The sequence below is a fragment of the Mangrovibacillus cuniculi genome (assembly GCF_015482585.1).
GTDB lineage: Bacteria > Bacillota > Bacilli > Bacillales > R1DC41 > Mangrovibacillus > Mangrovibacillus cuniculi.
In genome coordinates this window covers 1,674,635-1,693,119 of record NZ_CP049742.1, presented here as the reverse complement: position 1 = coordinate 1,693,119, position 18,485 = coordinate 1,674,635, and the positions used below count along the sequence as shown (strand labels likewise).

General features: G+C 39.2%; 16 protein-coding genes and 1 pseudogene. 15 read left to right on the top strand and 2 right to left on the bottom strand.

The window, feature by feature from the left end:
- Nucleotides 1–43: 43 nt before the first annotated feature.
- The 9 genes and pseudogenes from safA to yajC all read left to right on the top strand — a co-directional run.
- Nucleotides 44–191 (top strand): annotated as a pseudogene (safA, locus tag G8O30_RS16265) (SafA/ExsA family spore coat assembly protein); the annotation flags it as partial.
- Between the two features lie 1,150 nt (nt 192–1,341).
- On the top strand, nt 1,342–2,334 hold the full coding sequence (locus G8O30_RS08675; protein ID WP_239671699.1) for a phosphotransferase: 993 nt from the start codon (nt 1,342–1,344) through the stop codon (nt 2,332–2,334).
- A gap of 84 nt (nt 2,335–2,418) precedes the next feature.
- Nucleotides 2,419–3,138: a YhcN/YlaJ family sporulation lipoprotein gene (locus G8O30_RS08670; RefSeq protein ID WP_239671698.1), complete on the top strand. Its 720-nt coding sequence runs from the start codon at nt 2,419–2,421 to the stop codon at nt 3,136–3,138.
- A 101-nt stretch (nt 3,139–3,239) separates the two neighbouring features.
- The gene (locus G8O30_RS08665) at nt 3,240–3,770 is read left to right on the top strand and encodes a BofC C-terminal domain-containing protein (protein ID WP_239671697.1); all 531 of its coding nucleotides are present in this window, start codon (nt 3,240–3,242) and stop codon (nt 3,768–3,770) included.
- Between the two features lie 498 nt (nt 3,771–4,268).
- On the top strand, nt 4,269–4,871 hold the full coding sequence (gene ruvA / locus G8O30_RS08660) for a Holliday junction branch migration protein RuvA (RefSeq protein WP_239671696.1): 603 nt from the start codon (nt 4,269–4,271) through the stop codon (nt 4,869–4,871).
- Between the two features lie 15 nt (nt 4,872–4,886).
- On the top strand, nt 4,887–5,906 hold the full coding sequence (gene ruvB, locus G8O30_RS08655; RefSeq protein ID WP_239671695.1) for a Holliday junction branch migration DNA helicase RuvB: 1,020 nt from the start codon (nt 4,887–4,889) through the stop codon (nt 5,904–5,906).
- A gap of 10 nt (nt 5,907–5,916) precedes the next feature.
- On the top strand, nt 5,917–6,945 hold the full coding sequence (queA, locus tag G8O30_RS08650; protein WP_239671694.1) for a tRNA preQ1(34) S-adenosylmethionine ribosyltransferase-isomerase QueA: 1,029 nt from the start codon (nt 5,917–5,919) through the stop codon (nt 6,943–6,945).
- Between the two features lie 18 nt (nt 6,946–6,963).
- Nucleotides 6,964–8,103 (top strand): tRNA guanosine(34) transglycosylase Tgt, encoded by a 1,140-nt coding sequence (tgt, locus tag G8O30_RS08645; protein WP_239671693.1) that lies wholly within the window; start codon nt 6,964–6,966, stop codon nt 8,101–8,103.
- Nucleotides 8,104–8,142: 39 nt separating this feature from the next.
- Nucleotides 8,143–8,403, top strand: a complete 261-nt coding sequence (gene yajC / locus G8O30_RS08640) for a preprotein translocase subunit YajC (RefSeq protein WP_239671692.1) — start codon at nt 8,143–8,145, stop codon at nt 8,401–8,403.
- Nucleotides 8,404–8,485: 82 nt separating this feature from the next.
- Here the strand turns inward: yajC and G8O30_RS08635 are convergent, their stop codons facing one another.
- The gene (locus G8O30_RS08635) at nt 8,486–8,872 is read right to left on the bottom strand and encodes a TIGR04086 family membrane protein (RefSeq protein ID WP_239671691.1); all 387 of its coding nucleotides are present in this window, start codon (nt 8,870–8,872) and stop codon (nt 8,486–8,488) included.
- Nucleotides 8,873–9,018: 146 nt separating this feature from the next.
- Between G8O30_RS08635 and G8O30_RS08630 the strand changes: the two genes are divergently transcribed.
- Complete coding sequence (locus tag G8O30_RS08630) at nt 9,019–9,663, top strand: DUF421 domain-containing protein (protein WP_420844618.1); 645 nt, start codon at nt 9,019–9,021, stop codon at nt 9,661–9,663.
- 285 nt (nt 9,664–9,948) lie between these two features.
- Here G8O30_RS08630 and spoVB read toward each other — a convergent pair whose 3' ends face one another.
- Nucleotides 9,949–11,493 carry a stage V sporulation protein B gene (gene spoVB, locus G8O30_RS08625; protein ID WP_239671689.1) on the bottom strand — a complete coding sequence of 515 codons (1,545 nt, stop codon included), beginning with the start codon at nt 11,491–11,493 and terminating at the stop codon, nt 9,949–9,951.
- Between the two features lie 104 nt (nt 11,494–11,597).
- On the opposite strand from spoVB, the gene G8O30_RS08620 reads away from it, so the two are divergent.
- From G8O30_RS08620 to recJ, 5 genes are all read left to right on the top strand, one after another.
- A complete protein-coding gene (locus tag G8O30_RS08620; protein ID WP_239671688.1) occupies nt 11,598–11,903 on the top strand; it encodes a post-transcriptional regulator in 306 nt (101 codons plus the stop codon).
- Nucleotides 11,904–12,014: 111 nt separating this feature from the next.
- Nucleotides 12,015–14,282, top strand: a complete 2,268-nt coding sequence (secDF, locus tag G8O30_RS08615) for a protein translocase subunit SecDF (RefSeq protein ID WP_239671687.1) — start codon at nt 12,015–12,017, stop codon at nt 14,280–14,282.
- Between the two features lie 195 nt (nt 14,283–14,477).
- Nucleotides 14,478–15,404, top strand: coding sequence for a cation diffusion facilitator family transporter (locus tag G8O30_RS08610; RefSeq protein WP_239671686.1), 927 nt, complete (start codon nt 14,478–14,480; stop codon nt 15,402–15,404).
- Complete coding sequence (locus G8O30_RS08605) at nt 15,401–15,724, top strand: LapA family protein (RefSeq protein ID WP_239671685.1); 324 nt, start codon at nt 15,401–15,403, stop codon at nt 15,722–15,724. Before G8O30_RS08610 ends, G8O30_RS08605 begins: the two co-directional genes overlap by 4 nt.
- 415 nt (nt 15,725–16,139) lie before the next feature.
- Nucleotides 16,140–18,464, top strand: a complete 2,325-nt coding sequence (recJ, locus tag G8O30_RS08600) for a single-stranded-DNA-specific exonuclease RecJ (protein WP_239671684.1) — start codon at nt 16,140–16,142, stop codon at nt 18,462–18,464.
- Nucleotides 18,465–18,485: the final 21 nt, after the last annotated feature.

Here is an 18,485-nt window from a genome sequence, read left to right as displayed (position 1 = left end):
TCGTCATAGGATATATAGACTTATGCCTGAGGAGGGAAAATGTGTGAAGATCCATATCGTGCAAAAAGGTGATACTCTTTGGAAAATCGCTAAAAAATATGGTGTAGATTTCGAAGAGCTTAAGACATTGAATGCCCAATTATCCAACCCTGATTTAATCATGCCAGGTATGAAAATTAAAGTACCAACATCTGGTGGAACGGTGAATAAAGAAATGGCGACAAAAATTAACTACGGATCACAGAAAGAAATGCCCAAAACAGACCATCCGTATGCAAACACGAAGCCGACTGCACCAGTTGTTAAAGAGGCGAAAAAAGAAATGCCAATGCCTGTGAAGGAAATGCCTAAAGTACAACCAAAAATGCCAAGTATTACAATGCCAGAAATTGATATTAACAACAACTACTACATGATGAACCTGGCAAATTTGCAAGTACAAAAAGAAACAAAAATGATGCAACCTGTGAAAGAAAAGAAAAAAGAGGAGCCAAAAGTGAAGGGGGCAGCAACTCCTCCACCAGCTCCAAAACCAGCACCTAAACCTGTGGCACCAGTGATGGAGTCACCAGACCAAGAAGGAGTGATGCAACCGATGATGAACTGTTATCCAGTTACACCAGTAATGCCAGGCTACGGTTTTGGTCCAATGCCAATGGGACAACAACCAGGATTTGCACCACAAGTTCAAGGAGTAATGCAACCAGGTTACCCGCAAATGCCACAAATGCAACAACCATACGGATTTGAGCAAGAGTCTTCATCCATGCAACAGTTTATGCCAATGCAACAACCACAAGTAATGGGAGTGCAAAGTCCAATGCCACAAGGAATGCCGATGCAAGGCTTTGGTCAACCATTTGGTCCAGATGGATGTACACCAGTTTCTCCAGTTTCACCTGGTCCTGGTTTTGGTGGATACCCGCAAGGTGGTATGGCTCCAATGGGTAACACCCCTATGGTGCAAGGTGTAATGGATCAACAAGATGACAACGACTGTGGTTGTGGAGGTCCTTCTTTTGGTCCACAAGGCTTCGGTCAGCCGATGCAACCAGGATTTGGCCCACAAGGTTTTGGTCAGCCAATGCAACCAGGGTTTGGCCCACAAGGTTTTGGTCAGCCAATGCAACCAGGGTTTGGCCCACAAGGTTTCGGTCAGCCAATGCAACCGGGGTTTGGCCCACAAGGCTTCGGTCAGCCAATGCAACCGGGTTTTGGTCCACAAGGCTTCGGTCAGCCAATGCAACCAGGATTTGGTCCGCAAACACCTCAAGGATTCGGTCAACAATTACCACAGGGATTTAATCCCCAAGGTTTCGGGTCTCAAAGGTAATTGTAAAGATGTATAATTGGAATTATATGAGAGACGGAGACGATAAATATGATCGTCTCCGTCTTTACCTTCAAGAAAAAACAGGAGAGTCCATAATAAGTATAAAAAGGCTCTCTGCTAAAATTCTGTTTGTAGAAGGTGTTACTAAAAATTGGTTGCTAAAACCCTTTAATTCAGCACAAAATCTGTCCAATCAAATTGTCTTAACAAATTGTTTGCGACAAAATAATTTCATGCAAACGTATCAATTTCATCCGATACACCAAAATGATGCAATTCTATGGGATCAACAATTATGGGGGCTTTTTGACTACTTAGAACCAAAAATAAATGATCCTTTTCATTATGGAACAATGGAAAATCGTATAGAGGCATTGGATTTAATGCGTAAATTTCATAATACATCAGAAGAAATTATAAAAGAATTGGTCTACTTGAGACCATATCAGCTTGAAAATAAGTGGAGACAACGCTTTTTAACTTTTACCTCACACGCGTCTAATATAAGGCTATGGATTGGGATTAAATCGTACCAAGCTCTCCTAGATTATGGATCAAAAAGTATGCAAGGCTTAGCTCTCCATTTAAAATCAGATGAAGAAGAAGTAGTCCTTCACGGGGATTTAGCTCATCACAATTTCTTTCGACATGCAAACGGGATCCTATACCTGGTTGATTTTGATTTGATGGGAAAAGGTCCAAGGTTAGCAGATGAACTTCAAATAGCCAATCGCATACTTCCTTCTATCAACTGGTCATTTATCAAGTTAATGGAGCAAAATCATTTTTCTCAATACTCCTCATCTCTTCCATTTTTATATGGTTTACTTTTCCCATCAGATTTATTTCGTGAATGGAATCGATTTCTTTATTCTTCTATGGCTCAACAACAACAGCTTTGGCCTTTCTTATATGACTTAACGGTAAATCAATGGACGTTGCGTATTCGTTTTTATGAACGAGTAGAAAAAGAAATAGCTTTATTAGAAGGTAACAATTAACGAACTTTACATGGTATGAATTCTCCTTATCCTCACAACCTAATCTAGAGCAAACGCTCAAATGTTTATTAGGGGGTAATGGGGATGGAGAAGCATTGGAAAATGATCGCGTGTGCTAGCCTTTCACTTGTTACACTAGCAGCGTGTGGAAACGAAGAAGCTGGAAGAGATCGTTATACTGATTCAACACAGCCATTAGGATACTATTCTGACGATAAAGATGGTAATTTCGGCCAAGACACTCGTCAAGGTCCTGTTGCAGAATTAGTTGATTATAACGATGGCGTGGCATCAGACAGGCAGCGTCATAATCGTGGTCAATATAACGATTATGGGTATCAAATGGGAAATCCAGCAGAACCAATAAATCAGTATGGTAGGAATTTCTTCTCTCATAATGGTGAGTATTCAGAAAATGATAGAAATTATCACCAACATATTTCTATGGGGGAAAAACCAACTCGTTCATCTTACTTCAGTGCATACTCTGGTGAATTAGCAGATCGTATTAATGAAGCTGCTGGTGGAGTAGAAAACGTAAAAGGCGTACACTCAGTTGTGTATCAAGATGACGTTATTATTGCGGTTGATGTGGAAGATGAATCAAAGCGAGCTGAGACAGAGAGAGAAGTTAAGCAAGCAGCTACTCCTTTCTTGAACAATAAAGATTGTCAAGTAGTGACTGAACCGGGGATGTATACACGAGTTCGTCAAATTGAATACGATCTTCGTGATGGTGGACCGATGGAAGGGTTAGAAAATGACCTACAAGATATGGTTCAATCCCTTCGTTTAGATCGTTAGTTCAAAAGGCCACTTTTAGGTGGCCTTTTATTTATGCTGAATAAAGATGATGGATATGGAAAAACTGTGAAAGAAGGTGAAGAAAAGGAAGGGTGACGAAAATGAATATCTATTTCCGAATAGGATTTATGATACTCCTATTAGTAGGTGCTATATATTTCACATTCTTTCACCAAGATACCGCACAAGGAGCGGGAATGGACCAGTATACGATTGAAAGCGATACTCCTATAGAGAAGAAACTGTTATTCATTCGACATTATGTGGATGGAGAGAGAAGTGAAGAAACAAAAACAGTGACTAGCCAAATAGAGGAGATCAGAAACGACTATAAAGAGTGGAACATAGTTGATGAGACAGAGAAGGAAGTAGTATTAGAGAGATTTGAGAATGATATTTCTCCATTACTTAAAAATAATGGCTACTTCGGGGTGACGGAAGCGGGAGTCTTAACAATTTACAACGGTGACCCTTCTAATCAAGAAATCATTCAATCCTTTTTTCAAATAAACATAGATGGAATGGAAAGTCGTTTGTTACAAAAACTGAAAAAAGGCATACCAATAAAATCAAAAGATTGTTATCAAGAAGTACTAAAGGTATATGAACCTTTTTCTAAAGAAGAGTGGTAAGGGAAATTAAAAGTAAAATAAGAGAGGTACATTCAAAACGAATGTACTTTTTGTCTTGGTGATAATCTTCAAAAAGGTATTATTCTTAAGTAAATGCAAGATTTATGTTTCTCTTGAATCAATATTTGGGATTGGAGCGGAAGGGGGCGACTCCTACGGAAAAGGTGGGTAGCTGAGACCCCACAGCAGTTTCAACGTGAAGATGCAGTTTCTAGCTGAAGGTGCGCAACCGCTCGGGAAACTCCAAAAGCCCTGTGGTGGCTGAGGGGCTGCCTCCTCGGTCTTCCGAAGTTTCCTGCCGCGGCTAAACGCGCGCCTTCAGCTTTTCTTTACCGCCCCGTGGAAAGCGTCCCCCTGTAACGTAAGTCCCGGTGCAGTCATTCTGAGTTTCTGTCCTACTCTCTTTTGTTGTTTAATCAGCAACAATCCAACCGAACAAACACCCGCATAATGGTGAAATTATGGTACAATGAGGAGTGCTAAAAAGGAGTGGTCTCATTGTACGCATATATTACAGGTACGGTTGATTATATAAGTCCAGAACACGTAGTTATTGATCATCAAGGAATTGGGTATGAAATCATGACCCCCAACCCTTTTGTATACACTACTGGTAAAGAAGTCAAAGTGTTTACCTATCATTATGTTAGAGAAGACACGCAAGCTCTTTATGGATTTCAAACATTTGACGAAAAATGGATGTTTACGAAATTACTGAATGTTTCAGGTATTGGTCCAAAAGGAGCTCTTGCTATCTTAGCGAGTGGACAACCAAACCAGGTAATCCAAGCAATTGAAAGTGAAAATGAAACATTCTTGGTGAAGTTTCCTGGTATCGGTAAGAAAACGGCTAGACAGATGATCCTTGATTTAAAAGGAAAATTAAATGGATTAGGGGAGACTGTTCAGCACTCTTTATTTACGGCAGAACAAGATGCTCAAATGGAAGAGCAAGTACAGTCGTTGGAAGAAGCAATATTAGCTCTTCAAGCTCTGGGGTATTCTGAAAGAGAAATAAAGAAACTTCGACCAAAAATGGAAAAAGAACAATTAACGACGGATGGATATATTAAATTAGCTTTAAAACATTTACTAACGTAAAGGAGTGGGGGAGATTTGGAAGAAAGATTAGTAACGCAAGAAGTAACGAATGACGATATGTTGCTAGAGCAAACTCTTCGTCCCCAAACGTTAGACCAGTATATCGGACAGGACAAAGTAAAAAGTCATTTAGCTATTTTCATTGAAGCAGCAAAGCAACGGGAAGAATGTTTAGACCATGTCCTATTATTCGGACCTCCAGGATTAGGAAAAACGACGCTTGCAGCGGTAATTGCGCAAGAAATGGGAGTTAACCTTCGAACGACTGCAGGACCTGCTATTGAAAGACCAGGGGACCTAGCAGCTATTCTGTCTTCACTAGAACCAGGAGATGTCCTATTTATTGATGAAATTCATCGACTACCTAGAGCGATTGAAGAAGTACTTTATCCTGCAATGGAAGATTACTGTATTGATATCGTTATTGGTACTGGTCCGAGTGCCAGAAGCGTACGTTTAGACTTACCACCGTTTACGCTAGTGGGAGCAACTACGAGAGCAGGATCTCTGTCTGCTCCTTTACGTGACCGATTTGGCGTACTGTGCCGATTAGAGTATTATACGGAAAAAGAATTAACGGAAATTGTGTGTAGAACAGCGCAAGTGTTGCAAGCAGATATGGATTTAGATAGTGCTGGACATATCGCTAGAAGGTCACGCGGTACGCCAAGGATAGCCAATCGTCTACTTAAACGAGTAAGAGACTACAGTCAAGTGAAGGCTGATGGAGAAATGTCTGAAGAAATAGCTTGCGAGGCACTGGAACTATTAGAAGTAGATCCAAAAGGATTAGACCAGATTGATCATTTGCTTTTAAAAACAATGATTACTCGATTCAAAGGTGGCCCGGTTGGTCTTGATACAATTGCCGCTAGTATCGGAGAAGAATCAGAGACTATTGAGGATGTCTATGAACCTTATCTGTTGCAGCTAGGTTTCATTCATCGTACTCCTCGAGGTCGAGTCGTATCGCAAGAAGCTTATGAGTATCTTATGTTAGATCACTTATACCCAGATAAAGATGTAAAAAGGTAGGAGAAGTAAAGTGAAAGTAGAAGATTTTGATTTTCATTTACCAGAAGAATTAATTGCCCAGACACCTCTATTAGATCGTACTAGTAGTCGACTTATGATGATTGATAAAGAGACTGGTACAAGAAAGCACGGGGCTTTTACAGATATTTATGATGAGTTAGTAGCTGGAGACGTATTGGTATTAAATGACACAAAAGTACTTCCAGCAAGGCTTTATGGTGTAAAAGAAGATACTGGTGCTAAAATAGAAGTATTGTTGTTGAAACAGTCGGAAGCGGACCACTGGGAGACACTTGTCAAACCAGCGAAACGAGTAAGAGTAGGTACCACTATTTCGTTTGGTGATGGAAGACTAACCGCAACCTGTACGGAAGAAGGGGAACAAGGTGGTCGAACACTGAAGTTCCATTATACAGGCGTTTTTTACGAAGTGCTAAATGAACTAGGTGAAATGCCACTTCCTCCATACATTAGTGAAACGTTAGAAGACCGTGATCGATATCAAACCGTGTTTGCGAAAGAAGCTGGTTCAGCTGCAGCACCGACTGCTGGTTTGCATTTTACAGAAGAGTTATTAGAACGTTTAAGACAAAAAGGTGTTACCATTACGTTTATCACGTTACACGTTGGACTAGGTACATTTAGACCTGTTTCCGTGGACTCTATAGAGGAACATGACATGCATGCTGAGTTTTATATGATGTCAAAAGAAACTGCAGAGACGTTAAATGCTGCGAAACGAGATGGACGACGTATTATTACGGTGGGAACGACATCGACGAGAACACTTGAAACAATTGCTCAAAAGTTGGATGGATCGTTTGCAGAAGATTCTGGTTGGACAAGTATCTTTATTTATCCTGGGTATACGTTCAAAGCAATTGATGGAATGATTACAAATTTCCATTTACCAAAGTCCACATTGATTATGTTAGTAAGTGCTTTATCTTCAAGAGAAATTATGTTAGATGCGTATAACGAAGCAGTAGAAGAGAAATATCGTTTCTTTAGCTTTGGAGACGCAATGTTTATTCGGTAAAAGAGAGGAGTAACTAGATTGACAGCAATCCGTTACGAACATATTAAAACCTGTAAGCAAACAGGAGCTAGATTAGGAATTTTACACACACCACATGGTTCATTTGAAACCCCTATGTTTATGCCAGTAGGTACTTTAGCTACGGTAAAAACCATGTCACCAGAAGATTTAAAAGCAATGGGAGCAGGAGTAATTCTAAGTAATACCTACCACCTATGGTTACGTCCAGGGCATGAAATTATTAGAGAAGCTGGCGGTTTGCATAAATTTATGAACTGGGATCAGCCAATCTTAACAGATTCAGGTGGCTTCCAAGTATTCAGTTTGTCTGATTTACGTCGTATTGAAGAAGAAGGCGTGTATTTCCGTAACCATATGAATGGAGACAAATTATTCTTATCTCCTGAAGGTGCAATGGAGATTCAAAACGCACTAGGATCAGATATCATGATGGCATTCGATGAATGTCCTCCGTACCCTGCGGAAAGAGAATATATGCAACGCTCTGTAGACCGTACAACTCGTTGGGCAGAACGCTGTCTTAAAGCACATGCACGTCCAGATGTTCAAGGATTATTTGGAATCGTTCAAGGTGGAGAGTATGAAGACCTTCGCCGTCAAAGTGCGAATGATCTGGTTTCTATGGACTTCCCTGGTTATGCAGTTGGAGGATTATCTGTAGGAGAGCCGAAAGATGTGATGAATCGAGTGTTGGAATTTACAACACCGCATCTTCCTACAGATAAACCACGTTATCTTATGGGAGTTGGATCTCCAGATTCCTTAATTGATGGTGCAATTCGAGGAATTGATATGTTTGATTGTGTTTTACCAACTCGTATTGCGAGAAACGGTACATTAATGACTTCAAATGGTCGATTAGTAGTGAAAAATGCGAAGTATGCTCGTGACTTTGGACCGATTGATGAAAATTGTACATGCTATACATGTCAGAATTATTCTCGTGCATATATTCGCCACTTAATTAAATGTGATGAAACGTTCGGAATTAGGCTTACGACTTATCATAATCTGCATTTTCTGTTAAACTTAATGGAGCAAGTAAGACAAGCGATTCGTGAAGATCGACTAGGAGATTTCCGTGAAGAATTCTTCGAGCGTTATGGATTTAATAAGCCAAATGCTAAGAATTTCTAAATTGGGAGAATAGAATGCTTGCTTGAAAGGGGGAATCTAATGGAAATTCTAAGTACTATTGGACCACTTATTTTAATGTTCGTACTTTTCTACTTCTTGTTAATTAGACCACAACAGAAGCGTCAAAAAGCTGTACAAGAAATGCAAAGTAACTTGCAACGTGGTGATCGTGTTGTAACAATTGGTGGACTTCATGGAACGGTAGATGGTATCGACGATGGTAAAGTAATCATCCTATGTGGAGATGGAAGCCGTCTAACTTACGACCGTGCGGCGATTCGTGAGGTACAAACAGTATAAGAAAGGCGTAAGGCGCGCGTTTAGATGCGATGTTACACCTTACAAAAAGGTACATTCAATAGCGAATGTACCTTTTTGCGTTTTATCTAGCACTTGAGTTTCCAGCCACGTTTACTCCTAATACACCAGCTACTACAGCCGTTAATACATAGAATCCATGATACATCCATTGTCCACCTGAGAACAGCTGGTCATGGCCAAGGAATTGAAATAAAAGGACGATCAATGTATAAGCTAATCCAGTCAAGCCACCAGTTAACCAACCCTTTTCTTTCCCTTTTCCTCCTGCGATAAATCCACCGATAAACACACTAACAAATGAAAGTATCGTAATGGTTAATGCGAAAGATGTTTCATTAGTATCTGTAAATCGTAAAATAGTAGAAAATAATAAAGAAACAACAGTAGCTAGTACAAAAATAGTACCTACACCAAACAAGATAGAACGACCCATACCACTATATGCCACAGTAACCCCTCCTAAGAAAATTGTCCTTCTCCTAAAAAATATGCTGCTCGTCCAAAATTAGACTTCATTACAGAAAAATACTCATGAAATCTTTTGAGGTGACCATACTAATATAGACGTTTGGAGGTGGGTGCGTGGATATTTTGATGATTATCTTTAGAACACTTCTTTTGTATGTAGTTGTATTGTTTATTTTCCGAGTAATGGGAAAAAGAGAGATTGGGGAATTGAGCATACTTGATTTAGTGGTATTTATCATGATAGCGGAAATGGCTGTTGTTGCGATAGAATCACCTGATGCATCTCTGATAGATAGTTTGACACCGATGTTTATTTTAATGGGATTACAGATTCTTTTCTCCCTTTTATCCATGAAGTCAAAAAGATTTAGGGATTTCGTAGATGGGAAACCAACGATCATCATAAATAAAGGTAAAGTTGATGAACAAGCAATGCGTTCTCAACGATATAACTTTGATGACCTTCTTTTACAATTGAGAGAAAAGGATATTAGAAATATTGCGGATGTAGAGTTCGCAGTACTTGAGCCATCAGGAAAATTATCTGTGTTTCCATACGACGATGATAAGCAGGAAGGTTCGTTTACTTTGCCAATTGTGTTGGATGGAAAGGTGATGAGGGAGAATCTCCAATCACTGGAACTAACGGAACAGTGGTTAGTAGCAAATCTCCAAAAACGAGGATACATAACACCGGATAAAATCTCATTCTGCTCGTATCAGAATGGAAAGTTTTATATTGATGAGATGGATGAGAAGAGGAAGTCTTAGTGATTAAACACTTTATAAAAAAACTGACACAATCTAATCATTAATTGTGTCAGTTTTTAAATTTTACTAATGAAGGTTATAGTCCTTTGATTTGAATAAGTGCAGATAAGAATTTTTAAAATTATTTAAGCTTTGGGATTGGAGCGGAAGGGGGCGACTCCTACGGGAAAGGTGGGTAGCTGAGACCCCGCAGGAGCGCGAACTTTCGCGACGAGGAGGCTTAGCTGCCCGCCCCGTGGAAAGCGTCCCCCTGGAGCGGAAATCCCGTTGCAGTCACTATGCATGTCAAAAAAACTTCTTAACAAACGGCACACGCTTTAAGTCTTCTTTTTTCACTAATCTTGCTGCATAAAGAAGCGTTAGATATAAAATTGTTAAGAAAACCATTCCAATAAATAGACGAGGTAAGACTGGTATAGGGTTTAAGAAATTTTCGTATAATTCTATCGTTGTGAAGCCTACAATAAAGCAGATTAGTGTAAACCATACGTATTGGCGAACATAGATCGTCATTGGGATTTTCTTTAGTACCGTAGCGAAGTGTAGAAGGGTAACTAAGATAATTCCTACAACAATACCCAATCCTGCACCGTAAATGCCAAACTCAGGGCGAGAGGCTAACGCAAAGATGACAATCAACTTTACTCCAGCACCAATTGTACTATTAATTAATGCAGCTTTAGCTAAATCTAACGCTTGAAGTACAGCTTGCAGTGGACCTTGATAGTAAAAGAACAAGAAGAAAGGTGCTAACAGCTTAATAAAATCTGCCCCTTTCGTTGACCCATACATTAATTCCATTAAAGGATCTGCAAAAACATAAAGTAACACTACCGAAAGGCCACCTGTTACTAAACAAAAACGTAAAGCTTCTTGTAAACGGTGTTCCATCGTCTTAAAATGCTTTTTCGCATATGCCTCACTGATTGCAGGAACAAGAGAAGTAGATAATGACACAGTTATAAATGAAGGTAAGAACAGTAAAGGAAGAGCATATCCAGTTAGAACACCATATTGACTGGTTGCTACCCCAGCAGTAACCCCTGCAATCAATAGTGATTTGGTCACAACAATTGGCTCAAAAAACCACGCTAATCTTCCAATCATTTGACTGCCAGTCGTCGGAAGAGAAACAGAAAATAATTCTTTCATTTCTCCTTTGCCCTTAACAAGCTGTCCAAGAAATTGATGACGAATTCGAATTTTCTTTTTTCGTTTAAAAGCATAAAACATGTAAATTAACGAACATAATTCACCTATTACAGAAGCTACCATTGCTCCAGCTGCTGCGTATTCAATACCATATGGAACCATTGTCCCAACGAACGTAGCAATCAAGCCAATACGTACCACTTGCTCTAGTAACTGAGAAATTGCAGCAGGTCGCATTTGTTGTTTACCTTGAAAATATCCTCTAATGACAGAAGAGATAGCAATAATTGGTATGATGGGTGTCATTGCTAATAAAGGGTATATCGTTCTAGGATCTGTAAATAAATACTCGGATAACATTGGTGCAAACACAATTAATAACGGGGTAAAAATAAGAGATAATGTTAACGTTATAGACAAACTTACAACTAAAATACGTTTAACTTTAGAGTGATCACCAACTGCGGTAGCCTCTGCTACCAACTTAGAAATCGCTACTGGTAATCCCATTTGCGTGATGGTAATTATTAGCATTAACGTAGGGAATGTCATCATAAATAACCCGACGCCTTCTTCTCCAATCATACGTGCAATAACAATCCTGTTAACAAATCCTAGAATTCTTGTGATAAATCCTGCTGCCATTAAGATTAAGGCACCTTTTAAAAATGTGGACATGGCTTCTACCCTACCTTCTCAAAACATCATTCATCCGTTACAATGATGTATATGTAAACAGTGGGACAAAGCATGACAAGTTTACAAAGAAGGGGAGTAAAAGTGTGGAAAATAACCATAATCGGTATTACAAACAAGTTCTTCCTGTATTAGAAAGTAAAGTGGCGGAGTGTCACTTACTCGGTTATAAAACTGTCACGGTGTATTCGCTTTGGAATTATTTGGTGAAAAAGAAGTGGAAAAAACCACAAGAAAAAACGTTGTCACAAATTACCTATGATATATTTCGTGTTAGTGTTGGTGATTTAATGAATTTTGAATCGGTAGAAGCTTTTAAGAAACCTAACTTGTTTACGGAACTTGAGCCTGAAGAACTTCAGTCTTTGCTAGGCAGAAAAGTACCCAAATAGTAGTCTAATTCTATTTGACAGAGTATTCCTACTCTATCATAATGATGATATTGGAAATAGAATGGTCATCTTTATGACCGAATTGAACGCATATTGGAGGCATCATACATAATGGTAAAACGAAGTCGGATTCTTGCGTTTGTTCTCATCGTAGCCTTAATTGGTTCATTAATGGGATTAACAACACAAGGAACCTTGAACAACATTAAGCTAGGTTTAGATTTACAAGGTGGATTTGAAGTCCTTTATCAAGTGGAAACAAAAGATGGATCTGATGTGGATGAAAATGTATTATCTAGTACAGTTCAAGCGTTAGATCGTCGTATCAACGTGTTAGGGGTAAGTGAACCTAGTATTCAAATCGAAGGGGAAGATCGAATTCGTGTCCAACTCCCTGGTGTAGAAGACCAAAATGAAGCAAGAGAATTGCTTTCTACTCAAGCTGAATTAACGTTCCGAGATGTAAATGATGAAGTGAAATTGGACGGTTCGGATTTGGTGGAAAACGGAGCTAGACCTGGATTCAACCCAGATAATAACCAACCAATTGTATCAGTAAAACTAAAAGATGCTGATAAATTTGGACAAGTTACACAAGAAATTTTAAATATGGGTCAAGGAAACAATGTTTTAGCTATTTGGTTAGACTTTGAAGAAGGCGAAAGTAGTTTCAAAAAAGCAATAGAAACAAACGATCCCGCTTTAATTTCTTATCCATCTGTTGATACTGTTCTTAACACAACAGATGTACAAATCTCTGGATCATTCACTGTAGAGGAAACAAAAAATCTGGCTGATCTACTTAATGCTGGTTCTCTTCCAGTAGAACTTACAGAGTTGTACTCTACTTCAGTAGGAGCTCAATTCGGAGAACAGGCGTTAGATCTAACCGTTAAAGCTGGAATTATTGGTATCATAGCAGTCTTCTTATTTATGATTGCATTCTACCGTTTCCCTGGACTAATAGCGGTAGTTACACTTTCCACGTACATTTATGTGATATTAGTAGTATTTGACTGGATGAATGGGGTACTAACACTCCCAGGTATCGCAGCCCTAATTCTAGGGGTAGGTATGGCAGTAGATGCGAACATAATTACGTATGAACGAATTAAAGACGAACTTAGAGTTGGACGTTCCTTACGTTCAGCATTCCAAGCAGGAAACAAATCCTCTTTCTTAACCATTGTAGATGCCAACATTACGACGCTTCTTGCCGGTGGAGTTTTATTCTACTTCGGTAACAGCTCCGTTAAGGGATTTGCAACAATGTTAATAGTAAGTATCTTAACTAGTTTCTTAACAGCTGTTTGGGGAACTAGATTACTTCTTGGACTTTGGGTAAAATCAAATATCTTTAAGAAGAAGCCAACTTGGTTTGGGGTCAAACAAAATCAAATTAAAGATTTAGCGGATAACTATACAACAAATGAATTAGAAACACCGTTTGATAAATTTGATTTCGTTAAACTACGTAACAAGTTCTTTATCTTATCAGGATTATTGATTACGACAGGTTTGGCTGTATTGTTTATCTTTAAGTTAAACTTAGGGATTGATTTTGTGGCTGGAACGCGAGTAGAAGTAATGTCTGATAATACAATCACGGCAGAAGAGGTTTCTCAGAAATTAGAAGAAATCAACTTAGAATCTTCTAACATTGTTCTTGGTGGAGACAATTTTGACCGAGCTACTATTAGATATGCAGAAGACTTATCCCAACAAGACATAGCTCTAATTAAAGATACGTTTAAAGAGGAATATGGGATTGATCCAAATGTCAGCACCGTTTCCCCTATGGTTGGAGAAGAATTAGCGAAAAATGCAATGATATCTGTTGCGATTGCTGCAATCGGTATTGTACTGTACGTAACAATCCGTTTTGAATGGGCGATGGCTGTCGGTTCAATCGTAGCTTTACTGCATGATGCTTTCTTTATCATTGCAATCTTCAGTCTAACTCGTTTAGAAGTGGACTTAACGTTCATTGCAGCTGTCTTGACCATTGTGGGTTACTCGATAAATGATACGATTGTAACGTTTGACAGAATGAGAGAGATTGCTATTTCTAAGAAGAAGTTGAAAACTGAAGAAGACATTGCAGCTGTTGTGAACGTGGGACTTCGTCAAACGTTAGTACGTTCATTAAATACTGTATTAACGGTGGTTATTACGGTTGTTGCACTACTAATCTTCGGAGCGGAATCCATCCGTAACTTCTCTATCGCTTTATTAATTGGTTTAGTGGCCGGTACGTATTCTTCTATCTTTATTGCAGCTCAACTGTGGTATGTATTTAAAGTGAAAGAATTAAAGCGTAAAGGTACCATCATTACCGAAAAAGTAAAAAAATATGTGGGAGACGAACCACAAGTGTAAGCAAATAACCGAGCTCAAGTTGATGAGCTCGGTTATTTTTGTTACGTGAACAAGGACAACTTATCTTTGACCACGTAATGTAATCCCCATCTTAGATGAGTATCTTTTTCCTTCATCGGTGATACTAACTTTACTTGAAATCATATAAGTACATAGGTATCATTAGATTGGAAAGTTTGGTAAAGGAGGAAAAAAATGAACTCCGAAGAACGCTTTAAACTTGCTAACAGAGCCGCATACATAGGTATTATTGGGAATATATTTTTAGCTATTTTAAAAGGTATTATTGGGGTTCAAGCAAACAGTCGAGCACTTGTGGCCGATGCAGTGAATTCAGCAACAGATGTTGCAGGGTCATTAGCTGTTTTAGTTGGGCTAAAAGCAGCACAACAACCTCCAGATGAGGATCATCCTTATGGACATGGTAAAGCAGAGTCTATTGCTGCGATTATCGTGGCGGTTTTAATTTTTCTAGTTGGCTTAGAGATTGGAAAGTCTTCCATTGAAGCCTTCTTTCAACCAATATCGGCTCCGAGTTCATTTGCTATTTATGCAATTGTTCTATCGATAGCCATTAAAGAAGGATTGTTTCAATACACCGTTAGATTGGGTAAAAGAATAAAGTCAGATGCATTAATTGTCACTGCCCATGATCATCGCTCGGATGTTTTTGCTTCAAGTGCTGTTTTACTTGGAGTAGGTGCTTCTATCATAGGTGATCAATTTTCTATTCCTTGGTTAACATATGCAGATCCGCTAGCTGGAATCATTGTAGCTATTTTAATTTTAACGATGGCATGGAAGCTTGGTGGAGAGTCTATCCATAACACATTAGATCATGTATTGCATGAGGAAGATACCGTTGAATTAAAAAAAATGGTGCGCAATGTAGATGGTGTGTTATTGATTAATGAATTCCATGCACGTGAACATGGTCATTATGTCATTATTGATTTAAAGGTTGCCGTCGATCCGTATATAACTGTGGAAGAAGGTCATATGATAGGAAAGCAAGTGAAAAAGGTACTCCTTGAAGAAGGCCATGTACAAAATGTATTCGTTCATATTAACCCATTTAATGAAGAAGATGGCATGGACGTAGACGGGGAGGTTAAAAGATGAAAGGTCAATGGACGCTAATTATTAGTTTAGCTTTAGCTTTAATTGTAGCTATTTTTGCAGTGGTGAATGTGGATGCTGTTTCCGTGAATTATTTGTTTGGCGAAGCAGAGATTCCGTTAATTTTAGTCATTCTTGGTTCTGTTTTAGTTGGAGGAGTTATTGTTGCGGGAGTAAGTGTGTTCCGATTCTTTTCTTTAAATAGACAGGTGAAGTTGTTAAATAATGAACTACAAGCTGTTCGTAAGGAGAAAGAGGGTAAGAAAGAAGAACAAAAGAAACAAGTGACTGCTAGCACTGTAGGGCAGGATGCTGGGGAGTAACAAAATGACTGCAAAGGGATTTGCGCTTCAGGGGGACGCTTTCCACGGGGCGGGCATCTGAGCCTCCTCGTCGCGGAAGTACGTGCTCCTTTGGGGTCTCAGCTACCCACCTTTCCCGTAGGAGTCGCCCCCTTCCGCTCCAATCCCAGAATGTTGAGTAGTGATAAGTATTATATCTGAAGTAATATAGTTTTTTAATCTGAAATGTATCTCTTTAACAGGTGCTTCTATAAATGGAGGCACCTGTTTTTGTTACGTGACTTGTAACAACTCGGTGTTGACCACGTGATGTGGTCGGTTCTTAACCGAGTATCCTTACAAGGAAGCAGTGTCTAGCTGCAGGTGCGCCTTTCGCTTTTCTTATTGAAAGCTCCCCCCTCAAAAGTTATAATGACTTAGTTAAGGAGTTGAGCGTATGATTCGACCGAAAACGAGATGGAAATTAGATTCCGTAGATGAAAGTACAGTAGCTCATTTAGTAGAAGAACTGAAGTGTTCCCCGCTTTTAGCTACTTTATATGTACAGCGTGGATTGACTACGAAAGAGCAAGTACAAACATTTTTACAAACAACAGGTGAAGGACATGATCCTTACTTGTTAAAGAATATGGATATAGCAATAGAAAGAATTCATCAAGCAATTGATGACGGAGAACGTATATTAGTTTACGGAGATTACGATGCCGATGGAGTAACAAGTACTACTGTAATGGTAACTGCACTTAGAGACAAAGGTGCCATCGTAGACTTCTATATTCCTAATCGGTTTACAGAAGGATATGGACCAAATACTGCTGCCTTTCAACAGGCAAAAGAAGCTGGTGTCACGTTAATTATCACAGTGGATAACGGTATTTCAGGTCTAGAGCCAATTCAATATGCCCAAGATCAAGGAATAGATGTTATCGTCACTGATCACCATGAAATCGGACCAGAATTACCCCCTGCTTATGCAATCATTCATCCCAGGTTAGTTGATCAAGAATACCCATTCGGTGAACTAGCTGGCGTAGGAATCGCATTTAAAGTAGCGCATGCACTCTATGGTCATTTCCCAAAACATTTAGTAGAACTTGCGGCAATTGGAACGATTGCTGATTTAGTACCATTACAAGATGAAAATCGTCTGTTCGCTGCGCAAGGGATTCAAGCGTTGAAAAGATCTAATCGCTTAGGAATCAAAGCTTTGTTGAAAAAAGCTAGTGCAAAACAAGAAGAACTCGATGAGGAGACCATAGGCTTTGTCATTGGCCCTAGACTAAATGCCATTGGAAGACTTGGTGATGCGAAGCCTGCTGTTGATTTACTGTTAGCAGAAGAGGTAGAAGAAGCGATGGAGCTAGCAGAAGAAATCGATCAAGCGAACAAAGAGAGAAAAGACATTGTAAAGTCCATCACAGAAGAGGCGATGGAGCAAGTAGAGGACAGGCTTGCACAAGGGTATGACGATAAAGTCCATGTAATTGGAAAAGAAGGATGGAATGCAGGTGTTGTTGGGATTGTTGCATCTAGACTAGTGGACAAGTATTATCGTCCTACTATCGTGCTAGGCTTTGATGAAGCAGAAAACAAAGCAAAAGGCTCTGCTCGATCCATAGAAGGCTTTGATTTGTTTGAATCACTATCTGAGTGTCGAGATATCCTTCCGCACTTTGGAGGGCATGCGATGGCTGCAGGAATGACACTACAGCTATCCGATGTGGAAAGTTTACGACAGCGCCTGAATGAGATTGCATCTCAATCGTTAACACAGGAGCAATTCATCCCTCTAACGAAAATTCAGGTTGCATTATCGCCTAGTGAAGTAGATATAAATAGTTTAGAAGAGATTCAACAATTAGCTCCTTTTGGAATGGGGAATCCAAAGCCAAAAGTGATGATTAAAGAATCGAATCTTTCTTCGGTACGAAAAATAGGAAACGATCAAAGTCACTTGAAATTAGTGTTAGAGAGTGAAGAAGTAGAATTAGATGTAGTGGGATTTGGTTTCGGTAGCATGGCAGACCAGCTTTCACCACTAGCTAAAATTTCTGCAATCGGGGAACTTTCCATCAACGAATGGAACAATCGAAAGAAAGCTCAGTTAATGCTTCAAGATATCCAAGTGAATCATTTACAAGTATATGATTACCGCGGAGTGAAGCAGTGGAAAAGATGGATTGATACGGTTCCGAATGACGATAGTATGTATGTCTTATTCAGAGAACAATCAAAAGGATTGCTTCCACTAAATGAGCTTCCGAAAGAGCCAATCTCTTATCAAGAAGTTTTAAAAGAAAAGGCATCTTCTGTTGTCTTTTTAGACTTACCACCTTCTTTAGAAGAGTTATCAAATGCTATTAATTGTCTAGAACCAGAAAGAGTGTACGCTGTCTTCCACCATCAAGAAGATAATTTTTTCAGCACATTTCCGACCCGAGATCATTTTAAATGGTTTTATGGATTCTTGCTAAAAAGAGGTAGTTTTGACCTAAAGAAACATGGTGAAGCATTAGCTAATCACCGTGGATGGTCAAAAGAAACAGTAAAATTTATGTCACAGGTGTTTTTTGAATTAGAATTTGTTACAATAGACGATGGAATTCTTTCGCCAAACACGAATGTTCAAAAGAAGGACCTCCATCATTCTCCGTCTTATGCGAAAAGACAAGCAGCATATGAAGTGGAGAATATGTTATTATATTCGTCTTTACTCGAGCTAACAAAGTTGTTACAACCGAAAGAACCAAGCTTGGTCTAATTAGAGGAGGAAAAGTACGTC

Excerpts from the sequence above, each read along its gene's own strand:
- G8O30_RS08675 (WP_239671699.1), top strand. The coding sequence starts at position 1,342 with ATGTATAATTGGAATTATATGAGAGACGGAGACGATAAATATGATCGT.
- G8O30_RS08670 (WP_239671698.1), top strand. The coding sequence starts at position 2,419 with ATGGAGAAGCATTGGAAAATGATCGCGTGTGCTAGCCTTTCACTTGTT.
- G8O30_RS08665 (WP_239671697.1), top strand. The coding sequence starts at position 3,240 with ATGAATATCTATTTCCGAATAGGATTTATGATACTCCTATTAGTAGGT.
- yajC (WP_239671692.1), top strand. The coding sequence starts at position 8,143 with ATGGAAATTCTAAGTACTATTGGACCACTTATTTTAATGTTCGTACTT.
- G8O30_RS08630 (WP_420844618.1), top strand. The coding sequence starts at position 9,019 with ATGATTATCTTTAGAACACTTCTTTTGTATGTAGTTGTATTGTTTATT.
- spoVB (WP_239671689.1), bottom strand. The coding sequence starts at position 11,493 with ATGTCCACATTTTTAAAAGGTGCCTTAATCTTAATGGCAGCAGGATTT.
- secDF (WP_239671687.1), top strand. The coding sequence starts at position 12,015 with ATGGTAAAACGAAGTCGGATTCTTGCGTTTGTTCTCATCGTAGCCTTA.
- G8O30_RS08610 (WP_239671686.1), top strand. The coding sequence starts at position 14,478 with ATGAACTCCGAAGAACGCTTTAAACTTGCTAACAGAGCCGCATACATA.
- G8O30_RS08605 (WP_239671685.1), top strand. The coding sequence starts at position 15,401 with ATGAAAGGTCAATGGACGCTAATTATTAGTTTAGCTTTAGCTTTAATT.
- recJ (WP_239671684.1), top strand. The coding sequence starts at position 16,140 with ATGATTCGACCGAAAACGAGATGGAAATTAGATTCCGTAGATGAAAGT.